Source organism: Cohnella lubricantis (assembly GCF_014212015.1).
GTDB classification, from domain to species: Bacteria; Bacillota; Bacilli; order Paenibacillales; family Paenibacillaceae; genus Cohnella; species Cohnella lubricantis.
In genome coordinates, this window is record NZ_JACJVN010000083.1 from 16,351 (window position 1) to 35,524 (window position 19,174).

Annotated in this window: 15 protein-coding genes and 1 pseudogene; 10 read left to right on the plus strand and 6 right to left on the minus strand. The window is 60.6% G+C overall.

The window, feature by feature from the left end; translation table 11 throughout:
• Nucleotides 1-343 precede the first annotated feature (343 nt).
• Nucleotides 344-1,222: pseudogene (rpoD, locus tag H4Q31_RS19350) on the plus strand (RNA polymerase sigma factor RpoD); the annotation flags it as partial.
• A 391-nt stretch (nt 1,223-1,613) separates the two neighbouring features.
• Here the strand turns inward: rpoD and H4Q31_RS19355 are convergent.
• Nucleotides 1,614-2,372, minus strand: a complete 759-nt coding sequence (locus H4Q31_RS19355; protein WP_185180707.1) for an exodeoxyribonuclease III — start codon at nt 2,370-2,372, stop codon at nt 1,614-1,616.
• 209 nt (nt 2,373-2,581) lie between these two features.
• On the opposite strand from H4Q31_RS19355, the gene H4Q31_RS19360 reads away from it, so the two are divergent.
• The 8 genes from H4Q31_RS19360 (at nt 2,582) to opp4C (ending at nt 11,737) form a co-directional block, all read left to right on the plus strand.
• A complete protein-coding gene (locus H4Q31_RS19360) occupies nt 2,582-3,619 on the plus strand; it encodes a MoeB/ThiF family adenylyltransferase (RefSeq protein ID WP_185180708.1) in 1,038 nt (345 codons plus the stop codon).
• A 367-nt stretch (nt 3,620-3,986) separates the two neighbouring features.
• Nucleotides 3,987-4,862 (plus strand): alpha/beta fold hydrolase, encoded by an 876-nt coding sequence (locus H4Q31_RS19365; protein ID WP_185180709.1) that lies wholly within the window; start codon nt 3,987-3,989, stop codon nt 4,860-4,862.
• A gap of 5 nt (nt 4,863-4,867) precedes the next feature.
• Entirely contained in the window at nt 4,868-5,659 is a 792-nt protein-coding gene (locus H4Q31_RS19370) for a DUF1684 domain-containing protein (RefSeq protein ID WP_245347308.1), read from the plus strand.
• Nucleotides 5,660-6,061: 402 nt separating this feature from the next.
• Nucleotides 6,062-7,696, plus strand: a complete 1,635-nt coding sequence (locus H4Q31_RS19375; RefSeq protein ID WP_185180711.1) for an ABC transporter substrate-binding protein — start codon at nt 6,062-6,064, stop codon at nt 7,694-7,696.
• A 105-nt stretch (nt 7,697-7,801) separates the two neighbouring features.
• Nucleotides 7,802-8,797 carry an ABC transporter ATP-binding protein gene (locus H4Q31_RS19380; RefSeq protein WP_185180712.1) on the plus strand — a complete coding sequence of 332 codons (996 nt, stop codon included), beginning with the start codon at nt 7,802-7,804 and terminating at the stop codon, nt 8,795-8,797.
• Nucleotides 8,790-9,815 (plus strand): ABC transporter ATP-binding protein, encoded by a 1,026-nt coding sequence (locus tag H4Q31_RS19385; RefSeq protein ID WP_185180713.1) that lies wholly within the window; start codon nt 8,790-8,792, stop codon nt 9,813-9,815. Before H4Q31_RS19380 ends, H4Q31_RS19385 begins: the two co-directional genes overlap by 8 nt.
• A gap of 15 nt (nt 9,816-9,830) precedes the next feature.
• Nucleotides 9,831-10,805, plus strand: a complete 975-nt coding sequence (locus tag H4Q31_RS19390) for an ABC transporter permease (protein WP_185180714.1) — start codon at nt 9,831-9,833, stop codon at nt 10,803-10,805.
• Entirely contained in the window at nt 10,802-11,737 is a 936-nt protein-coding gene (gene opp4C, locus H4Q31_RS19395) for an oligopeptide ABC transporter permease (protein ID WP_185180715.1), read from the plus strand. Before H4Q31_RS19390 ends, opp4C begins: the two co-directional genes overlap by 4 nt.
• A gap of 102 nt (nt 11,738-11,839) precedes the next feature.
• Here opp4C and H4Q31_RS19400 read toward each other — a convergent pair whose 3' ends face one another.
• The 5 genes from H4Q31_RS19400 to H4Q31_RS19420 all read right to left on the minus strand — a co-directional run bounded on the left by H4Q31_RS19400 (nt 11,840) and on the right by H4Q31_RS19420 (nt 18,229).
• Nucleotides 11,840-13,462 carry an alpha/beta hydrolase family protein gene (locus H4Q31_RS19400; RefSeq protein ID WP_185180716.1) on the minus strand — a complete coding sequence of 541 codons (1,623 nt, stop codon included), beginning with the start codon at nt 13,460-13,462 and terminating at the stop codon, nt 11,840-11,842.
• A gap of 171 nt (nt 13,463-13,633) precedes the next feature.
• Nucleotides 13,634-14,881: an EAL domain-containing protein gene (locus H4Q31_RS19405; protein ID WP_185180717.1), complete on the minus strand. Its 1,248-nt coding sequence runs from the start codon at nt 14,879-14,881 to the stop codon at nt 13,634-13,636.
• A gap of 139 nt (nt 14,882-15,020) precedes the next feature.
• Nucleotides 15,021-15,995: a 2,3-diaminopropionate biosynthesis protein SbnB gene (locus H4Q31_RS19410; protein WP_185180718.1), complete on the minus strand. Its 975-nt coding sequence runs from the start codon at nt 15,993-15,995 to the stop codon at nt 15,021-15,023.
• A complete protein-coding gene (gene sbnA / locus H4Q31_RS19415; protein WP_185180719.1) occupies nt 15,992-16,984 on the minus strand; it encodes a 2,3-diaminopropionate biosynthesis protein SbnA in 993 nt (330 codons plus the stop codon). The genes H4Q31_RS19410 and sbnA overlap by 4 nt, the downstream gene beginning before the upstream one ends.
• Before the next feature lie 18 nt (nt 16,985-17,002).
• Nucleotides 17,003-18,229, minus strand: a complete 1,227-nt coding sequence (locus tag H4Q31_RS19420) for a phenylacetate--CoA ligase family protein (protein ID WP_185180720.1) — start codon at nt 18,227-18,229, stop codon at nt 17,003-17,005.
• 166 nt (nt 18,230-18,395) lie between these two features.
• Here H4Q31_RS19420 and H4Q31_RS19425 point away from each other — a divergent pair, with 166 nt between their 5' ends.
• A complete protein-coding gene (locus H4Q31_RS19425; RefSeq protein WP_185180721.1) occupies nt 18,396-19,172 on the plus strand; it encodes a YheC/YheD family protein in 777 nt (258 codons plus the stop codon).
• Nucleotides 19,173-19,174: the final 2 nt, after the last annotated feature.

The following is a 19,174-nucleotide window of genomic DNA, read 5'->3' on the forward strand; positions in this document are numbered from 1 at the left end:
TGAAGGGTCGGATTTGATTTGAGCTCGCCTCCTTTTTACAATGTACGCGGCTTCCTTAATGCCCTAAATAATGAACCCGATTAGCTCTTCATTCGTATCTCTACTATAGATCCTAAATCGGACAAGCTCGCAGGCATCAAAAAAAGCCCTCGACCCGAAGATCGAGAGCTTGTCGCTCCAAAATACAATTTGCATTTCTGCGAGATATTTGGTAGAATGGCCTATGGTCCCACAGACAAAATCTTTTGAACAATCATATCTATGATATCACAAGGCCTCATGTTTGTCAATAGCGCTTGCCGCTCGCAGGCGTTGAAGGAGGGGTTGGAGAATGGCAGAAGATCAAACGCCGGAAATCTTTGACCTCGACGATTGGGCATTGCCGCCCGGCGTCAAGATGGATGATCCGGTAAGGATGTATCTCAAAGAGATCGGGCGTGTCCCGCTGCTGTCCGCCAACGAGGAGATCGAGCTGGCCCAGCGGATCGAGCAAGGCGACGAAGAGGCCAAGCGTCGATTGGCGGAAGCGAACCTGCGCCTTGTTGTCAGCATCGCAAGAAGGTATGTCGGGCGCGGCATGCTGTTCCTCGACCTCATCCAAGAAGGCAATATGGGCCTTATTAAGGCTGTCGATAAATTCGATTATCGCAAGGGCTTCAAATTCAGCACATACGCGACCTGGTGGATTCGCCAGGCGATTACCCGCAGCATCGCGGATCAGAGCCGCACGATTCGGATCCCCGTCCACATGGTGGAGACGATCAACAAGCTCGTGCGCGTCTCTCGCCAGCTGCTGCAGGATCTCGGCCGCGATCCGACCCCTGAGGAGATCGGGCAGGTCATGGAGCTGGATGCCGAACGGGTGCGCGAGATCATGAAGATCTCGCAGGAGCCGGTCTCGCTGGAGACGCCGGTCGGCGACGAGAACGATTCGAAGCTGGGCGAATTCATCGAGGATCACGATGCGACCGCTCCTGCCGATGCCGCGGCGTTCGAGCTGCTGAAGGAACAGCTGTCCGAAGTGCTCGACACGCTGACCGAGCGGGAAGAGAATGTGCTTCGCCTGCGCTTCGGTCTCGATGACGGGCGCAGCCGCACGCTGGAGGAAGTCGGCCTCGAATTCGGCGTCACCCGCGAGCGGATTCGCCAGATCGAAGCGAAGGCGCTCCGCAAGCTGCGGCATCCGAGCCGGAGCAAGCGATTGAAGGATTTTCTGGACTGAGCAAGCGATAAGGACCTCGGTTCTCTACGGCAACGTGGAGATTGAGGTCCTATTTTTTTCTCAGGAGAATATCGGTTCTAGCGGGGGTGCATGCCGTCGTATCGGTCCAGTGCCGCATGCCTAAGTGCATTCATGCAACTAATCCAGGTTGATCCTCTCCATCCGGCGACTCTAAGTGCAAATGTACAACTAATTCTCCTGATCAGGAGACATTCGCGCTGGGACTCGCTATTTAGTTGCACATATGCAACTAAAAGACCGGTTGGGCCGCTGAAGCCGGAATCTAATTGCACTTTTGCAACTGCTGCTTCAACTAGCGCCTCAACTAGCGCCTCAATTAGCCTCTGCGTAACCGTTCATGTGCGCACCTACACCTACACCTAATCCGGCCTCAACGATCCGCGATCGTCAGCGTCACCGGACAGTGATCGCTGCCGAGCACATCCGCGTCGATGCCGGCGTCAACAAGCCGAGGAGCGAACCGCTCCGACACGAGAAAATAATCGATCCGCCAGCCGACATTGCGCGCCCGGATGTTCGGCATGTTCGACCACCACGTATAAGCGCCCTCGCGATCGGGGTAGAAGTAGCGGTACGTGTCGATGAAGCCGGACCCTAACAACTGCGTCATTTTCGACCGTTCCTCGTCCGTGAACCCGGAATTGCCGCGATTGCTCCGCCAATTCTTGATATCGATCTCCTGATGGGCTACGTTCAAGTCGCCGCAGACGACGACCGGCTTCTTCGCATCCAGCTCCAGGAGGTAAGCGCGGAACCGGTCCTCCCACTCCATGCGGTAGTCCAGCCGGGACAGGTCGCGCTTCGCGTTCGGCGTGTAGACGGTCACGAGGTAGAAGTCGTCGAATTCCAGCGTCAGAATCCGCCCTTCGGGCTCGCTGTCCTCTTCCATGCCATAGCGAACGGACAAGGGTTTGAGCTTGGTGAACACAGCCGTTCCGGAATAGCCCTTCTTCTCCGCGTAATTCCAATAGAGCGAGTACTCCTCGCCGTAATCGAGGCAGATTTGGCCCTCCTGCAGCTTCGTCTCCTGTACGCAGACGATGTCGGCGTCCGAGTCCCGCACGTAATCGTTGAACCCTTTGTTAACGCAGGCTCGCAGCCCGTTCACGTTCCATGAAGCCAGCTTCATTCGCTCGCACTCTCCCTGTATGGAATCCGATTGTTGATTGACAACATTATAGCTTGTCCCTGATTCTAAGCCAACGGCGGGCTATGCGGATGGAACGGATGCTGCAGCTTGGCGAGGGCCGAGGCAGGAGAACGGGGGTTGACGCCGGAAATAGTATAGAAGCGAATTGCGGCAGACGGCTGCAACGGACAGGCACAGGGGGAATAGACATGGGAACGGAAGCGAAAGGACGTTACTCTCGGCAGGAACTGTTCGGCGGGATCGGAGCGGCAGGGCAGCGGAAGCTGGCGAAGAAGCATGTGCTGATCGTGGGCGCGGGCGCGCTCGGGACGGCGGGGGCGGAGACGCTCGTGCGGGCGGGGGTCGGGACGGTAACGATCGCAGATCGCGACTATGTTGACTGGAGCAACCTGCAGCGGCAGCAGCTGTTCCGCGAGGAGGACGCGCGCCAGCGGCTTCCGAAGGCGATCGCGGCGAAGCGGCGGCTGGCAGAGGTGAATTCGGAGGTCGACGTTCGCGCGGTCGTCGGCGACGTGACGGCGGAGACGATCGAATCGCTGGTTGAAAAGGTGGATTTGATCTTAGACGCGACGGATAACTTCGAGGCGCGGTTCCTGATCAACGACATTGCACAGAAGCGGCGCATTCCGTGGGTTTACGGCGCCTGCGTCGGCAGCTACGGCGTCAGCTGCGCGTTCGTGCCGGGTGAGACGCCTTGCCTTGGCTGCATGCTGAGCGCCTTCCCGCCGGCGGGCGCGACCTGCGACACGGTCGGGATTATCGCGCCGGCCGTACAGATGGTCTCCGCCTATCAGACGTCGGAGGCGCTGAAGCTGCTCGTCGGCGATCATGGCGCGCTGCGCCGCAAGCTGGTCTCGTTCGACCTGTGGGCGAACGAGCATACGGCGTTCGGCATCGACCCGATGCGCAAGGCCGACTGCCCCTCCTGCGGGGCGAATCCGACCTATCCGTATTTGCAGGCTTCGGGCGGCTCGAGAACAGCGGTGCTGTGCGGCAGGGATACGGTGCAGATCCGCCCGCCGGCGCCTGCGAAGCTGAACTTGGCGGAAGCGGCCGGGCGCCTGTCGAGGCTGCCGGAGGCGCAGGTGGAGGGGAGCAACCCGTATTTGATTTCTTGCCGGGTCGGCGAGCATCGGCTGGTTATCTTCGAAGACGGCCGGGTGCTGGTGCACGGCACGAAGGATACAGCAGAGGCGCGGAGTCTCTATCACAAGTACATTGGCTGAGGCGTTGCTGCATGCGAAGGAGCCGTCCCGTTTGGGGGAGCGGCTCCTTCTTGTTCTTCGACAACCGCGCGTATGAACGCTCCCACGCCCTCGAGGGCTTACGGAGGCGGCGTCACCCGCCGGACACCGCCTGCAGCACGGTCAGCCGGTCGCCAGGCCGCAGCGGCAAGTCGGGCTCCTTTGTTCGTGCCGACAATCAAGTGAACTCGCGCGCTCACAGCCAGCCTCCGTTCTAATGGAATGATCAGATTTACCGCTGCTACATTCGATGGGAACGCCGGCAGGTTGACCCCGGGCTACCCGCCATAGATAATGGAGGGACGAGATTTGAAGAGCAATCATTCATCAAGGAAAGTGAAGTGCATCTATGTTCGCAAATTTGAATGGAACCCGGCTCTACTTCGACGTAGAGGGCTCTGGTTATGTGCCTGCAGGGGAACGGATGAAGCATCGTCCGGTCCTCATCGCAGTCCACGGCGGTCCAGGCAGCGATCACTCAGACTTTAAGCCATGGCTGACGCCGCTGGCGGATCACATGCAGATTATCTACTTGGACCAGCGCTGCAACGGCCAGTCGGAGCGCGTCGATCCGGCGACATGCTCGATGGAGCAGCTCGCCGACGACATTGAGGCGCTGCGCCTCTACCTCGGGCTCGGCCGTATCCACTTGCTCGGCCATTCGTTCGGAGGCATGGTCGCGCAAGTGTTCGCCACGCGTTATCCGGACTCGCTGGACAAGCTGCTGCTCGTCAATACTGCGCCAAGCAAGGAGTTCTACCCGGATGCGCTTGAATTCGCGAAGCGCATCGCCGCGCCGGAGCAGCTGGCGGCCATTCCGGAGCTGTTCGAAGGCCGCATCACGGATGAAGAGAGCCTCATTCGCTGGTGGGATATCAATTACTCGCTCTACTTCTACCGTCATGACGAGAAGCTGATGCTTGAGACGGGCAACCGGCCGATCGGCTGTCTGGAGATCGCGAACTATACGTTCAAGCACTTCATGCCCCATTACGACGTTCGGCCGCTGCTGCCTTCTGTCCGCACGGCGACGCTGATCGTTGCGGCCAGACACGATTGGATCACGCCGGTCTCGCAAGCGGAAGAGATGCATCGCCTGCTGCCGAATGCGCAGCTGGCACTGTTCGAGGAGAGCGGGCATATGCCGTTCATAGAGGAGCAGGAAGCCTTCATCGAGCGGGTTCTCGCCTTTGTATCGGCGGATGAGGAGCGGGAGACAAGGTGAACGCCATGACCAGCCTGGAAGCTTGGCGGGCGGATCGGCATCGCTCGGTTACAGGCGCCCAAGGCGACCTCGCCCTCATCGGCCTGCATGAGATCGGCCAACGCACGGGCCAGCACACAACAATACCGGGCCTCCCCGGCGTATGGTCTGCTGCCGAGCCGGACATGCCCGGCCTGATGCTCGAAGCGGCGGCAGAGGACGGTATCGAGGTGGACGGGCGACCCGTGCATGGAAGCGTGAAGCTGGAGACCGATCATTCCCTCGTCCGGTTCTCCGATACGCTCACCGCTCAAGCCGCGGAGCAGCCGGGTTCGCCGCACCTGCTCGCGGTATGGGATGCGTCCGCGGAAGCGGTGAGCCGCTTCTTGGGCATCGAATCCTATCCGTTCGATCCCGATTGGGTCATTGAAGCAGAGTTTGTCTTGGACGACGCGGCGCGCAAGATTGCCTTCGAGCACAAGTCCGATCGTTCCGGCTTGCTGCGATATCATGAGTCGCCCGGTGACCTCCGATTCGTCAAGGACGGCGCGGCCTACACGCTGCGCCCGTTCATGTCCGGCAGCTCGCTCATCGTCGTCTTCGGCGATCGGACGAATGGCAAGACCACGTACGGCATGGGCCGGATGCTGCTCGTCACGCCGAATCCCGACGGATCGGCCGCGCTGGACTTCAATCGAGCGTTCCTGCCGCCTTGCGCGTTCTCGCCCTTCTTCAATTGTCCGCTCCCGCCAGCCGCCAACCGGCTGCCGTTCGAGATTGCGGCCGGCGAGATGAGCGTGCTGCAGCGGGAGGGCTGAGTATATTCGCGCGGAATTCGTTCGGAACGATCATGCCCGAACGAATCATGCCCGAACGAATCACGCTCGAATGAATCATATCTGACCGAATCGATAAGGCCGGTACCCATTCGTCGGATGATCCGCATGCAGCGGCAATCCGGCCTCGGGTTACGGCTTTATTTGAGTGACATAATTCACAAATAATCTTCAAAGATATCAAGAAATATATTATGATATTAAAGTTTGATGTTTCGAGGCGGAGTGTGCGCCGCTTAACGCTTAAACCCTTGTAATTGTTGGGTTTTTAAGCTCGCAGAGGGAGATAAAACCATTTATTTTTGATTGACTTTTCATATGAAAATTTTAATATTAATTTAAAGCATACTAAATTAATGGGAATTAGCTGAAGGAGCGTAATTCATGACAGCCAAGACTGCTTTTAGAGCTGGTTTATCCATGCTGCTGGCTGCGTCGCTGACGATTCTGGCGGCATGCAGCGGCAACAATGCCAATAATGCAGCCAATCCCGGCTCGAGCCAACCGGCCGTGGATGGCAAGAAGACAATCAACGTCGGCGTTACATACGCGCCGAGCGGCATTAATCCGCTGAACCCGGTCGGCCTTGTCTCGACCTACGTAGCCGGCCTGATGTTCCCGCCGCTCGTCGAGCTCGACTCCGACCTGCAGTACAAGCCGATGCTGGCGGACTCCATTGAGACGGCTGACAACAAGACGTTCACGGTGAAGCTGAACCCGAGCGCCAAGTGGACCGACGGCACCCCGGTGACGGCGGACGACGTGATTTTCACCCTGAACCTGATGGCGAACGCCAAAGTCGCGTCCAGCTACGCTTACATGTTCGGCATTATCGAGGGGCTTGACGATTCGGGCTACCTGCCGGAAGGCAAGACGTCCATCGACGGCGTGAAGAAGGTCGACGACCACACGCTGACGATGACGACGAAGTCGCCGACGACACTCGCGATTTTCGAAGATACGATCGGCCGTTACACGATGACGCTGCCTCAAGCGGCGCTCAAGGACATCGCTCCGGAAGATATGAACAAGAGCGACTTCATGCAGAAGCCGTCCGTGACGAGCGGCCCGTTCAAGATCGTGAACATCGACGCCGACCATTACGTGGAGATGGAAGCGAACAAGGATTACTTCCGCGGCGCTCCGAAGATCGATCAACTGAACTTTAAGGTGCTGCAAGGCACGGCGATCTCCGCCCAGCTGCAGAGCGGCGAGATCGACATGAACATTCCTTCCGCCGGCGTCATCCCGATCGCGGATTACGAGAAGATCAAAGGCCTCAAGAACGTGACGACGGTCGAAGGCCCGCCGATCGCGACGCAGTTCATGTACATCAACGAGCAAGTCGTTCCGGACGCGAAGCAGCGCCAAGCGATCTCCTATGCGATGAACCGCGAGCAGATCGTCAACAAGCTGCTGAAGGGCGCGGGCGAAGCCGTGGACGGGTACTTCACCAGCTATAGCCCTTATGTGGATACGAGCCTGAAGCCGGCCGCTTACGATCCGGAGAAGGCGAAGAGCCTGCTGAAGGAATCCGGCTGGGATTCGGGCAAGACGCTGACGCTGTCCGTTCTGTCCGGCGACAGCACGCTGGAGCAAGCCTCGAACATTATCGCGGAGAACTTGAAGGCAGCCGGTGTGAACGTCAAGATCCAGATGACCGATCTGGCGACGCTGCTGGACAAGCTGGTTCAGATGGATTACGACTTGGGCATCCTGACCGTCTCCCTGACACCGATCAACCCGCTGCCGGACATTACGTACTTCCTGCAAGAGGGCAATCCGAGCGGCTACAAGAACGATGAGGTTGATAAGCTTCTATCCGCGCTCGCAGCCGAGCTCGACGAGGCGAAGATCAAGGACGAATACGCGCAGCTTCAGCAGATTATCGCGCAGGACGTGCCAATGCCGTCCATCTACGCGACGAAGGCGCTGGGCGCGGTCAACAACCGCGTAACCGGAGCGACGCCGAAGGACTTCGGCATGTTCATTAATGTCAATGAATGGGACGTTCAATAAACCATTCATCCGATGAAGATTACGCTGAATTAAATATACGCCAATCAGCGGCGCGGCTCGTTACGACGGGCCGCGCCGGATTGCGCGATGGAGGGGGTTGCGGAGATGACGAGCTTGCTGGACGTCAGCCATCTGCGTATGGCGTTCGATACAGATCGCGGGAAGGTCGTCAGTGTGGAAGACGTCAGCTTCTCTCTGCGGCCCGGCGAGACGCTTGCGATCGTGGGAGAGTCCGGCTGCGGGAAGAGCGTGACGGCGCTGTCGATCATGCGCCTGCTTGGGAAGAACAGCCGCTGCGAGGGCGGAGAGATCCAGTTCGAAGGAACGGATCTCATGAGCCTAAGCGACGCGGACATGCGCGAGATCCGCGGCAACCGGATCTCGATGATCTTCCAGGAGCCGATGACGTCGCTTAATCCTGTCTTCACGATCGGCTATCAACTGACGGAGACGATCCGGCTCCACCTGAATCAGAACAAGAAGCAGGCGCGCGCGAGCGCGATTGAGATGCTGCGCAAGGTCGGCTTGCCGCGGCCGGAGGCGATCATGGGTGAATATCCGTTCGCGCTCTCGGGCGGCATGCGGCAGCGGGTCATGATCGCCATGGCGCTCGCTTGCCAGCCGAAGGTGCTGATCGCCGACGAGCCGACGACGGCGCTGGATGTGACCGTTCAAGCCCAGATCATGAGCTTGATGAAGGGGCTGTGCGAGGAGTCCGGCACTGCGATCATCCTCATCACGCACGATCTGGGCGTCGTGGCGGAGATGGCGGACCGGGTGATCGTCATGTATGCAGGGCAAGTCGTGGAGGAAGCGGACGTATTCCAGCTGTTCGAGAATCCGCAGCATCCGTATACGCAGGGCCTGCTGCAGTCGATTCCCCACTTGGACGGCTTCGAGGAGGAGGAGCGGCTCGTCTCGATTCCGGGCTCGGTGCCGGCGCGTTATTCACAGGCGGAAGGCTGCCGCTTCGCCAACCGCTGTTCGCTGGCATCGGAGCGGTGCCGGACGCAGCCGCCTTATGCTTATGTCGAAGAAGGGCATGCAGCCCGGTGCTGGGAAGCCGAAGCGGCTTCAGAGGAGGAGGAGGCCTATGCGTAATTCGGAGCTTAAGGATGCGGTTGGTTCTGCAAGCGTGAGAAGCGCAGGGGAAGCAGCGCCGCTGCTGGAACTGGACGCGCTGCAGAAGCACTACCCTGTCCGCCGAGGCCTCCTGAACCGGCCGCAGAGCAGTGTACGCGCCGTGGACGGCGTATCGTTAGCCGTCCGCCAGGGCGAAGCGCTCGGATTGGTCGGCGAATCGGGCTGCGGGAAGTCGACCATCGGCCGCGCGATCGTCGGGCTGGAGAAGCCGACGGGCGGCCGGATTCTTTTCGAAGGGGAAGATATGGCCGGCTATTCGGAAGCGAAGCTGCGGAACGCTCGAACGAAGCTGCAGATGGTGTTCCAGGACCCGTATTCGTCGCTGAACCCGCGCATGACTGTGGGCAGTCTGCTGGCAGAGCCGCTGCGTGTTCACGGCATCGTGCCGAAGCCGGATGCTGCGCGCGAAGTCGATCGGCTGCTGGACATCGTCGGGCTTCCTCGCAATAGCCAGGACCGCTATCCGCACGAGTTCTCCGGCGGCCAGCGCCAGCGGATCGGCATCGCCCGGGCTCTTGCTCTCAAGCCGAAGCTGATCGTCTGCGATGAGCCGGTGTCCGCGCTGGACGTGTCGATTCAAGCTCAAGTGCTGAACCTGCTGAAGGATCTGCAGCAGGAATTCGATCTGACGTATCTGTTCATCGCCCACGGCCTCGGCGCCGTGCGGTATATCAGCGATCGGATCGCGGTTATGTATCTGGGCAAGCTCGTGGAGGTCGGACCGGCGAAGGAGCTGTTCCTGCGGCCGAAGCACCCTTACACGAAGGCGCTGCTGGACGCATATCCCGTGCCGAACCCGCAGCTTCGCAACCGGGAGAGGATTATGCTGCAGGGCGATGCGCCGAGTCCGGCCGATCCGCCGCGCGGCTGCCGATTCCATACGCGCTGTCCGCTGGCAACGCCGCAATGCCGGGAGAGCGAGCCGGAGCTCAAGGGAGACGGCGGACATGCGGCCGCATGCTTCTTCCCTTTATGATTCGAGGTGCTGGGATTGTTTAACTACGTGATTCGCCGCTTGCTCATCGCGCTTCCGGTGCTGCTCGGCGTTACCGTCATCAACTTCATCATTATGCGAATGGCGCCGGGCAATCCGGTCGACATGCTCGTGAACCCGAAGCTGCCGGCAGCGGCCATCGAGGCGAAGCGGCTGGAGCTGGGGCTGAACGATCCGGCATACATGCAATATCTGAATTGGCTGCGCAACTTGGTGCTGCACGGCGATCTGGGCTATTCAATGATCTCCTACGCGCCGGTCACCGAGCTCATCGGAAGCCGCATGGGGCCGACGCTGCTCTTGATGGGAGCGGCGCTTGTACTGGGGCTGGCCATTGCGATTCCGCTTGGCGTACTAAGCGCTTCCCGGCAGTATTCCAAGCTGGACTACACGGCGGTGACGGGGTCGTTCCTCGGCATCTCGATTCCGAACTTCTTCCTTGGCCTCGCCTTGATCTATCTGTTCTCGCTTCAGTTGAACTGGCTGCCTTCGAGCGGCATGAGGGAGCTGGGCGGCGGCGGCGGCTTCTTGGACGTGCTGCTGCATCTGATTCTGCCGGTCATCGTACTGACGGCGAACGTGGCGGGGCGCAACATCCGCTATGTCCGTTCGAGCATGCTGGAGATTCTAGACCAGGATTATTTGCGAACGGCGCGCGCCAAGGGACTGCGGGAGTTCCTCGTCGTGAACCGCCATGCGATGCGCAACGCGCTCATTCCGATCGTGACCGTCCTCGGCATGGAGATTCCGATTCTGTTCGGCGGCGCCGTCGTGATCGAGCAGATCTTCTCTTGGCCGGGCATCGGGCAGCTGACGCTCTCTTCGATCATGAACCGGGATTATTCCACGATCATGGGGCTGAACCTGGCGGCGGCGGTCATCGTCATTGCGGCGAATCTGCTGACGGATATCGCCTACGCGCTCGTCGATCCGAGGATCAAGAATAGCTACCGGGGAGCGGCACAATCATGAACTTATTCAAGCGATATCTCGGACGCAAGGCCGCGCTGCCGGCGCCGTTCGGAGCGGAGTGGACGGCGGCGGAGGAGGGGTCAGGCAACACCGGTTCCCGCAAAATGTTCCTTCGCCGCTTCCGCAAGCATAAGCTGGCGGTGGCCGGCGTCGCCGTGCTCGGCGCGCTGATCGTCTGCGCGATACTCGCTCCGATCATAGCGCCTTATTCGCCCACGGCGATGACGGACGAATTCGGGGCGGCGCCTTCCTGGAAGCATCTGCTCGGCACCGACCCGGTAGGACGGGATCAGCTCAGCCGGCTGATCTATGGCGCTCGCGTGTCCTTGTCGGTCGGCATCGGCTCGATGCTGATCGCCTCTGTCATCGGAACGGTGCTCGGGCTGGTCTCCGGTTACTTCGGCCGCTGGGTCGACAATGTCATCATGCGCGTGACCGACATGTTCATGTCGTTCCCGTACATCATGCTCATTCTCGTCGTCGCCAGCATCGTGGGGCCGGGTCTGACGAACATCATTCTGATCCTGGGCTTCCTGGGCTGGCCCGCCGTGGCGAGGCTTGTCCGGGGCAGCGTGCTGGCCGTCAAGCAGACGGATTACGTGAAGGCCAGCGTCGCGCTCGGCTACCGAACGCCGCGCATTCTGTTCCGGCATGTCCTGCCGAACACGGTGGCGCCGATTCTCATCTTCGCGACGTCCGGCGTCGCGGGGGCCATATTGGACGAGGCGGCGCTCAGCTTCCTCGGCCTCGGCGTGCAGCCGCCGGACGCCAGCTGGGGCAACATGCTGGCGAGCGCGCAGACGCTGACGGTGCTGACGTCCCAGCCGTGGCTCTGGGTGCCGCCGGGCGTGCTCATGATTGCGGGCGTGCTGTCCATCAACTTCATCGGGGACGCGCTCCGCGACGCGCTGGACCCGCGCAACAACAAGTAGAACGGCGAATAGGCCGGCCCGAGGGAGGTTTGTCCCAAGGGCCGGCCTATTGTGACGAGAGCCGCAGCCCGGCGGGCTGCGAGGTCATAGCGGTGCCCAGCTTTATTTCGTCGCCAGCACCCAAGTCGCGATGTCGTTCACGATCGCCTCCGATACATGGTTCGGCTGCGCGTATTCCGCACCCGTCGAGACGCCGTCATACTCGCTGAGCAGATGCGTCACTTTCGGATAAGATTTGTATTGCACATCCGTGCGGTTGGCAAGGCCGTTCTTCCAGCCGTCCAGCTGAATAGCCGGCACTTGGCAGTCATTCTCCCCTTGCAGCACAAGCATAGGTCCAGACTGAGTCTTGGCCAGCTCGACTGGATTGTAGTCCCGCTGTTGGAACCACCAGTAAGCGGGAGCAAGCGGGAAGTTAGCCGGAAGATTATCGGTCGAATATTGCGGGTCATTGACCATGGCTGCAATAGCTTGCATCTGACTCATGACAGCCTCGTTGGCCGTCGTATCTTGGCCGAGGCTCTTCAGACGCTTGATCTGTTCTTCCTGCTGCTCGACGAGGATGTCAACGAATGGTTCGCTCGGGCCGGACAGAATAATGGTCCCTTTGATCGAATGATCCTGATCTGCCTGCACGATGAGCGGCATTGCGAAGCCGCCTTGGCTATGCCCCGCGGCGAAGATATGGGAGGCGTCGATATCGCTTCGGCCCCTCAAGTACTCGACAGCCGAGATCGCGTCGTTGACCGTCTCCTTCGTCAAGGTGAATTCGGGATCGGCTGCGCTCTTGAGCATGTGCTCATAAGTGACTTTGTCGTAGCGAAGCACGGCAATGCCTTGGCTGGCCAGCCCGACGGCCAAGTCCCGGAACGGCTTGCCGCCGCCGATGGTCTCATCGCGATCGTTCGTGCCCGAACCGTGTACGAGAACGAGGGCCGGGAAAGGTCCGTCGCCGTTCGAGGGAATCGTCAAGGTTCCCGGCAATGCGAGCGATCCCGAGCCCAAGGTAATCTCCTCTTCGGTATAGGCGTCCGGGTTGTCGTAGGATGGAGCCTGATAGACCGAGGGGTTGGCTTGTTCGATATACAGATCGTCTACCTCGCCGCTGCGGTTCACCCGAATCGTGTAGGACAAGCGGGTAAGGTTCGTCTGATACGTGTAGGTGTAATTGTCGTGAACGGCATTGCGGTTGGTCGTCTTCGAGACCAGCGCTTCAGGCGCGCCATAAGCTTGGGCGTAAGCCGTCCACAGCGTCGCCCATTGGGCGTCCGGAACCGATTGCTTCAGAGCCGGGCTTAAATATTGAACCGCCTGTTCCGCATTGCCCGCGCTAACGGCGGTGAGGAATGAATCCGCAGTATTCGTTACTTCCGAGAGCAGAGCCGGATTGGCCAGCCACTTGGCGAGCAGCTCCGGCGAGACGAGCGTTTGATTATGCTCGATCCGAAGCGGTTCGCCGAGCTGGACGGGGCTGCCGTTCAATACGGCGGAGGATTGGCCGACGGTCAACAGGAGCTTGATGCCGTCCTTGGTCACGGTAACCGTATGCGTTGCTTGATCCCAGCGCACTTGCGCGCCCAGCTTGCCGGCGATCTCGCGGATCGGCGCTTGCCCGTCAGCGCTGCCGCTGTCAGCCGCTCCTGCGATGCCTGGCAACGCTAGAGCAGCGGCAAGAATCGCCGCAATTGCTGTGTTCTGCAAAGCTTTGTTCCTTCGAATAAACATTTCGGATAAGGACTCCTCTCTAAATATACTATTATTTAGTATAACAAGAGATCGTGTCCATATGGGGGGAATCCCTAAATTTGAGCGAAATGATAGAATCCGCCATACGCCAGCCAGCATAGGAAAGAAGCGACGGCGTCCGTCGCTTCCAGCGGCCGTTCGGCCGTATAGTTAGATTGAGGGTTCGATGTCGTCCCTGATATCCAAGAACAGCACGAATTCTCCGAGGCAGATAGAGACCGTGCGCACCCATGCATGCGTCTCCAGATCCGCGTATTTAGGCGATACTCTCGTATCCTCCTGTTTGGATTGGAGCAGATGGGGGATGAAGTACGGTCTCCAGCTCCAATCGGAGCCGCGGAACTGCTCATCCCGCCGCCAGCTGCCATCGGGCTTCCGTGCGAGAGTCGAAGATAATTGCACGCCGTTGTTCCGGCACATGAAGACGTACAAGCAGCATTCGTCCAGCAGAGGCAGCCATTGCTCCAGAATCCGATCGGCTTCCTCCGCCGTAGGACAGCTGCCAGCGGCTGAAGCCGCCAGCCGATCGAAGCCGAACGATCGCGCGGATTCGGCCAGCTGCAGGCTGCGTTCCAGCCAGCTGCGTTCGCTGATCTGCACCTGGCGGCGGTGCGCATTCAGCTCCTCTTCGATCAATGGGACGAATTCATCCGGAGCCCGGAAGTTCGGTTCGGCAGGAGCGAACAAGTAGCCCTGCAAGTACCGGGCGCCGATCTGAATGGCCCGCTGCAATTCATCGCGCGTCTCGACGCCTTCGACCAGAAGGGACGCGCCCATCTGCTCCGCCAGCGAGGAGAAGGAGCGCAGAATGCCAAGGTAACCGCTGTGGCTCGCGCTTCGCTTCATCAGATGAATATCCACCTTGAGCAGATGCGGGCGAATCTGGGCGATCCGGTCGTAGTTGCTGAAGCCCGAGCCAACGTCGTCGATCGCAATGCGGCACCCTGCGGCGCGGTACAGATCGATGACCTGAACGAGATCCGACATCGGCCCGCCGAACTCTTCCTCGGTGATCTCGATGCACACCCGGCCCGGCTCAATGCCGTACTTGCGCAGCAGCTGCAGAGTATACAGCTCGCCGGATTCGTGGTAGTGCTTGCTGATCCATGTAGGCTTTATATTGACAAATATCGTCGGCGAGTCCGGCGACGCTTCCAGCTTGGCGAACGCTTGCTCCCGAAGCAGCCGGTCGATGCGAATCTGCTCCAGCTCCGGCACTTGGGGATGGGTGAAGAACGGTCCCAGACTGCGGACTTCATCGCCGACCCGCTGCCGGCCCAGCAGTTCATAGCCGATGATCCGGCGGGAATCCAATGCGAGAATCGGTTGATAGAAAGCCGTGAGCTGATCCGCCGGCGGGGCGGAAGGGATGGCGCTTGTATGCGAGAGATGGCTCATCGTGCTCCCCTTTGCGTAACCGATGTGTTATATTATGTCACATTTTATTAGATTGTAGCGGAAGAACGGCGGCTTGGAAAGACTATTTTTCGGAAGAAACTAGTAGTCTGCACACCGTTCTGACAGCCGGGCGTACGGACTAAAGCTCAACGCCGATGCCCTCCCGCAGCGCCGTCCTCCAATAATAAGCCGCCACGGCGATATCGAAGACGGCAAGGCCCATCGGGTTGAAGAAGACGGTCTCGCCCGCCGGCCAGCGATTCAAGCCGTCTTCCAGGAGCGCTTCCTTCAACGTGACGGTCCGTGCTTCGTTCCAGCCGTACAACTGTTGAAGCTGCTCGATATCGGTGTTCTCGCGGCACACTTCCCGCCAGTCGTCGACGACGACCGCCTTCAGATCCTTGACACAGTGCGGCTTATAGTCGCGCAGGGACACGTTGAGCAGCAGCATGCCGGGCCGAGGCGGGCGATCGATGTATCGCTGTGCGGCGGTGGTACAGGTGATGAAGACGTCTGCTTCAGCGTACGCTACGCGCCAGTCGCTCGCGATTCGCGCGCGGGAGCGGATGCCGTCGTCAATATCCGCCGCGCTTGCGCCGCGAGGGTCGAATACGGATGCTTCCTCCAGCCGGCTGCCGAACAGGCCGGCCAGCATCGCCAGATGGGTCCGTCCGATCGGACCGAAGCCGGCGATGCCAGCCGAGAAGCGAGACGGGAGCTCGGCTTCTTCGCGCCTCTTCAGGTAAGCCTCAAGCATCGTGCCGCTCACGGCGGCTGTTCGCAAGGCGTTCAGCAGTCCTCCGCTATAGATGGCGACGGGCTCTCCTGTGGAGGGGTCGTTCAGCGCAATGACACTGTGCGCGCGCGGCAATCCTCTCGCCAGATTGCCGGGGTAGCTCGCGACCCACTTGACGCCGCACGCATCCACGCCGCTTCCGACGTAAGCGGGCATCGCGATCAAGCGGTTCGCCGGATCGCGGAACCGCAGATAAGGCTTCAGCGGCTGCACCGCTTCCTCCGTTCCGTATAGCGCCGCCGCTTCGCGGATAACGGCTGTCAGTCTGCGCCAGTCCGTGCCCATCTGCCGGATATGGCCATCGTTCAAATACCTCATCGCAACTCCTCCTGCGTCTCGGCCAATAGCTCTCGGCCTCCGGGCAAGCCAGCCACCCACTCGTCGTCATAGACGGTATCTCCATAACGCTCTCCCCGGTCGACGAGGATGGCAGCGCAGACGGCGCCCGGCTCAATGTCCACCTGCATCAGCCGAATGGCGGAGAGCACGGCGCCGGAGGAGGCGCCGGCCATGATCGCTTCCGCGTTCAGCAGCTCCCGGCAGCCGCGGACGCAGTCGACATCGCCGACGCGGGCGACGCGGTCCGCCAGCTCGGGCCGGCTGAGCGGCGGCACGATCGCCGCCCCGAGTCCGGGCAGGCGGCGAACCGCTCCCGGCACCGCCCCGAAGATGACGCTCGCGGCGGCGTCCACGGCGACAACCTTCGTGGGCAAGCCCTCGGCTCGGATGCGTTCGGCGCAGCCGCGAAGCGTGCCGAACGTGCTAATGCCGCAGAACAGATAGTCGATGCGGCCCAGCTCCTGAAGCAGCTCCGGCATCGTTGTCTCATAATGCGCCAAGTAGTTGTCCGGATTGGCGTACTGATTCGGCCAGTAGCTGCCGGGAATATCCGCCAGCAGCTCCCGGACGCGGCGCAGGCGGGCGGGCAAATATTCGCCCGTGTCGCGGTCCGGCTCGCGGATCCACTCGATTCGAGCGCCGTAGCTGCGCAGAAGGCGCAGATGAACCGGAGTGGTTCGCGCGTCCAGCACGCAGATGAACGGCAGACCCAAGCAGCGGCAGATCAGCGCGAGACTGATGGCGAGATTGCCGGAGCTGGATTCGACGATAGTTGTTCCCGGCCCGATCTCCCCGCGCTCGATTGCCTTGTCGATCATGCGCAGCGCCGGCCGGTCCTTCGCGCTGCCGCCGGGGTTCATCATCTCCAGCTTCGCGAACACCCGGTAATGCGCGCCCGCGAACATCCGGTCCAGCGGCACGAGCGGCGTCCGCCCGATCAATTGCAGCACGCCTTTGCGAAGTTCCATCACAAGCCGTTGCCTCCCTTAGGGGGTGTAGATTCTCTTGCGTTTGACCGCGCCTTCGCCGATGGCGTTCGCCTGGCCGTCCCACAGCACATTGATCTCCCCGAGCAGCCGGCCGCGAATCATCTGGCCGATCTCCGGAATGACGTCCGCCAGCTCGCGCTCGATCGCGGCGAGCGCGGCGGAATCGGGCTTCTCGCCGCCGATGAGCACGCGAAGCTTGTTGTCTGCCACTTGCACACGCACGACTGCGTTCCGGAGATGCCGATAGACGACGTCCTCGATGTCGTAGACGCTGAGCTTCTCGCCGTGCTTCAGCTCCGGCCCGAGGCGCCGCACGAGCGCCTGATAGCTCATGCGGAGCTCGCCGTTCACTAGAATGGGGCGCAGATCCCTCACGACATCGTAGGTGACGAAGCGAAGCGCGGGGAACAGCTCCCGGACCGCAGACGTCAGCACGAGCACCGATTCATCTGCCGCCAGCTCCTCCGATCCGGGAATCCGCTCGTCGTCCCTTACGCCTTCGGCTTCGATCCCGTCTGCGAACAAGTATCTCCCGTGTTCGTGCGAGAAGCTGGCGATCGTGCCGATCTCGATCGATCCGTACGTGTCCAGAATGTCCTCCTTGGCGATGCCGAGCTGCTCCGCCTTCTGCGCGATCCAGGCGGAAGGCGCCGGCTCGCCGACGAGAATAACCTTGCGGATGCGGTATTGGGCAGGATCAGTCGAGGCATGCAGCAGGCTGTCGAGTATGGACGGCATCGTGTAGAGCACGTGAGGGCGCGCCGCTCGCAGCCGCTGGAGATGATATTCGATCGGCATCCGATACGATACCGACTCCGGCTGCAAGCCGATTCGGCGGAAGACGTCCGATGCCGTATCCGCGGCGTGGCCGGTCCCCATGTCTGACAACGCAGTGCGAGCTCCGGAGTCTTGAAGGAACCGCGCGAAGATTCGGCTCTTGATCGCTGCATATCTCTCTTCGTCTTGTTCGGAATAGTAGATCGTCTTGCGAATGCCGGAGCTTGTGCCGGATGTGCGGTAGACGCGAAGGCGGTCCTGCGTCCCCGGAGGGCGGTCGTGCCCGTAGTAATGCTTCTCCAGCAGGCTGCCGGTCAGCAGCGGCAGCTCCGCCCATTCGCTTGCTCGGAGCGCGCCAGCCGAGCCTCCCGGGTGGATCGAGGCGTACCAAGGGAAGCGGGCGAGCGTCTGCTCCACTTTGAGTTGCAACGAGAATGAATTCCTCATGACAGCTGCCCTCCATCTATTTAGCGGCCCGAATATCGATCATCTAAATAGTTTATGAGCTTCATCGCAGGAGGATTGGACATCTGCGTAGGCGGCCACCTCTTCCGCGTCCGCGCGTTCGCCATATTGTATCGTAAGCCCTATCGGAGGAGAGGGAGGGAAGCCGATGAGCAGCATACGGATCGTGAGCAAGTGGCGGAAAACAAAAATATTGGAGCGCTCCATGCCGTTAGCGGCCCACTTGCCGGAGACGAGGCAGATGGACGCGCACACGATGAAGCGAATGCTGGATCGGTACGGACTGGTATACGCCAAGCCGGATCGCGGCTCGCTAGGGATCGGAGTGATTCGGATCGAGAAGAAGGGGGCGATCTATCGGATTCATGAAGCCAGCCGACAGGTGGATCGGCACAATTACTCCCAAGCCTACCAATGGATTGCGTCGCATAAGCGGCAAGGCTCTTATCTGGCGCAGCGGGGCATTCGGGTGATTCGGCATGCGGGACGCCCGGTCGACTTCCGGGTCATGGCGCAGCGCAATTCCGAAGGTGCCTGGGAGGTGAGCGGCGTGCTGGCCCGGGCTGCGCATCCGCGCAAAGCCGTGACGAACGGAAGCCAAGGCGGCAGTATTCATGAAGCGCGGGACATTCTGGCTGCGGCGCTGGGAGAACGGCAAGCGGGCCTGCTGCTGAAGCAATTCCGCAAGCTGGCGATGCTCGCGGCGGCTCGATTCGACCGGTCGAGTCCCGGCATGAACGAGCTGGGGCTCGATATTGCGGTCGATCGGCAAGGCAGAAGCTGGATTCTGGAGGTGAACACCCGCCCGGACCCGCGGCCGTTCAAGCTGCTGCGCGATCCGCGCGTATTGCGGAGAATCGTCCGCCTCGGCAAGGGTTACGGACGCGTCTACAACTTGCATATTACGAAGGCGAGGAGGGGCTGAGG

Bases quoted from the DNA above. Each gene is read 5' to 3' on its own strand.
- H4Q31_RS19405 (WP_185180717.1), bottom strand. From the start codon at position 14,881: ATGAGCCATCTCTCGCATACAAGCGCCATCCCTTCCGCCCCGCCGGCG.
- H4Q31_RS19355 (WP_185180707.1), bottom strand. From the start codon at position 2,372: ATGAAGCTGGCTTCATGGAACGTGAACGGGCTGCGAGCCTGCGTTAAC.
- H4Q31_RS19380 (WP_185180712.1), top strand. From the start codon at position 7,802: ATGACGAGCTTGCTGGACGTCAGCCATCTGCGTATGGCGTTCGATACA.
- H4Q31_RS19400 (WP_185180716.1), bottom strand. From the start codon at position 13,462: ATGTTTATTCGAAGGAACAAAGCTTTGCAGAACACAGCAATTGCGGCG.
- H4Q31_RS19365 (WP_185180709.1), top strand. From the start codon at position 3,987: ATGTTCGCAAATTTGAATGGAACCCGGCTCTACTTCGACGTAGAGGGC.
- sbnA (WP_185180719.1), bottom strand. From the start codon at position 16,984: ATGGAACTTCGCAAAGGCGTGCTGCAATTGATCGGGCGGACGCCGCTC.
- opp4C (WP_185180715.1), top strand. From the start codon at position 10,802: ATGAACTTATTCAAGCGATATCTCGGACGCAAGGCCGCGCTGCCGGCG.
- H4Q31_RS19425 (WP_185180721.1), top strand. From the start codon at position 18,396: ATGAGCAGCATACGGATCGTGAGCAAGTGGCGGAAAACAAAAATATTG.
- H4Q31_RS19420 (WP_185180720.1), bottom strand. From the start codon at position 18,229: ATGAGGAATTCATTCTCGTTGCAACTCAAAGTGGAGCAGACGCTCGCC.
- H4Q31_RS19360 (WP_185180708.1), top strand. From the start codon at position 2,582: ATGGGAACGGAAGCGAAAGGACGTTACTCTCGGCAGGAACTGTTCGGC.
- H4Q31_RS19410 (WP_185180718.1), bottom strand. From the start codon at position 15,995: ATGAGGTATTTGAACGATGGCCATATCCGGCAGATGGGCACGGACTGG.
- H4Q31_RS19385 (WP_185180713.1), top strand. From the start codon at position 8,790: ATGCGTAATTCGGAGCTTAAGGATGCGGTTGGTTCTGCAAGCGTGAGA.
- H4Q31_RS19370 (WP_245347308.1), top strand. From the start codon at position 4,868: ATGACCAGCCTGGAAGCTTGGCGGGCGGATCGGCATCGCTCGGTTACA.
- H4Q31_RS19375 (WP_185180711.1), top strand. From the start codon at position 6,062: ATGACAGCCAAGACTGCTTTTAGAGCTGGTTTATCCATGCTGCTGGCT.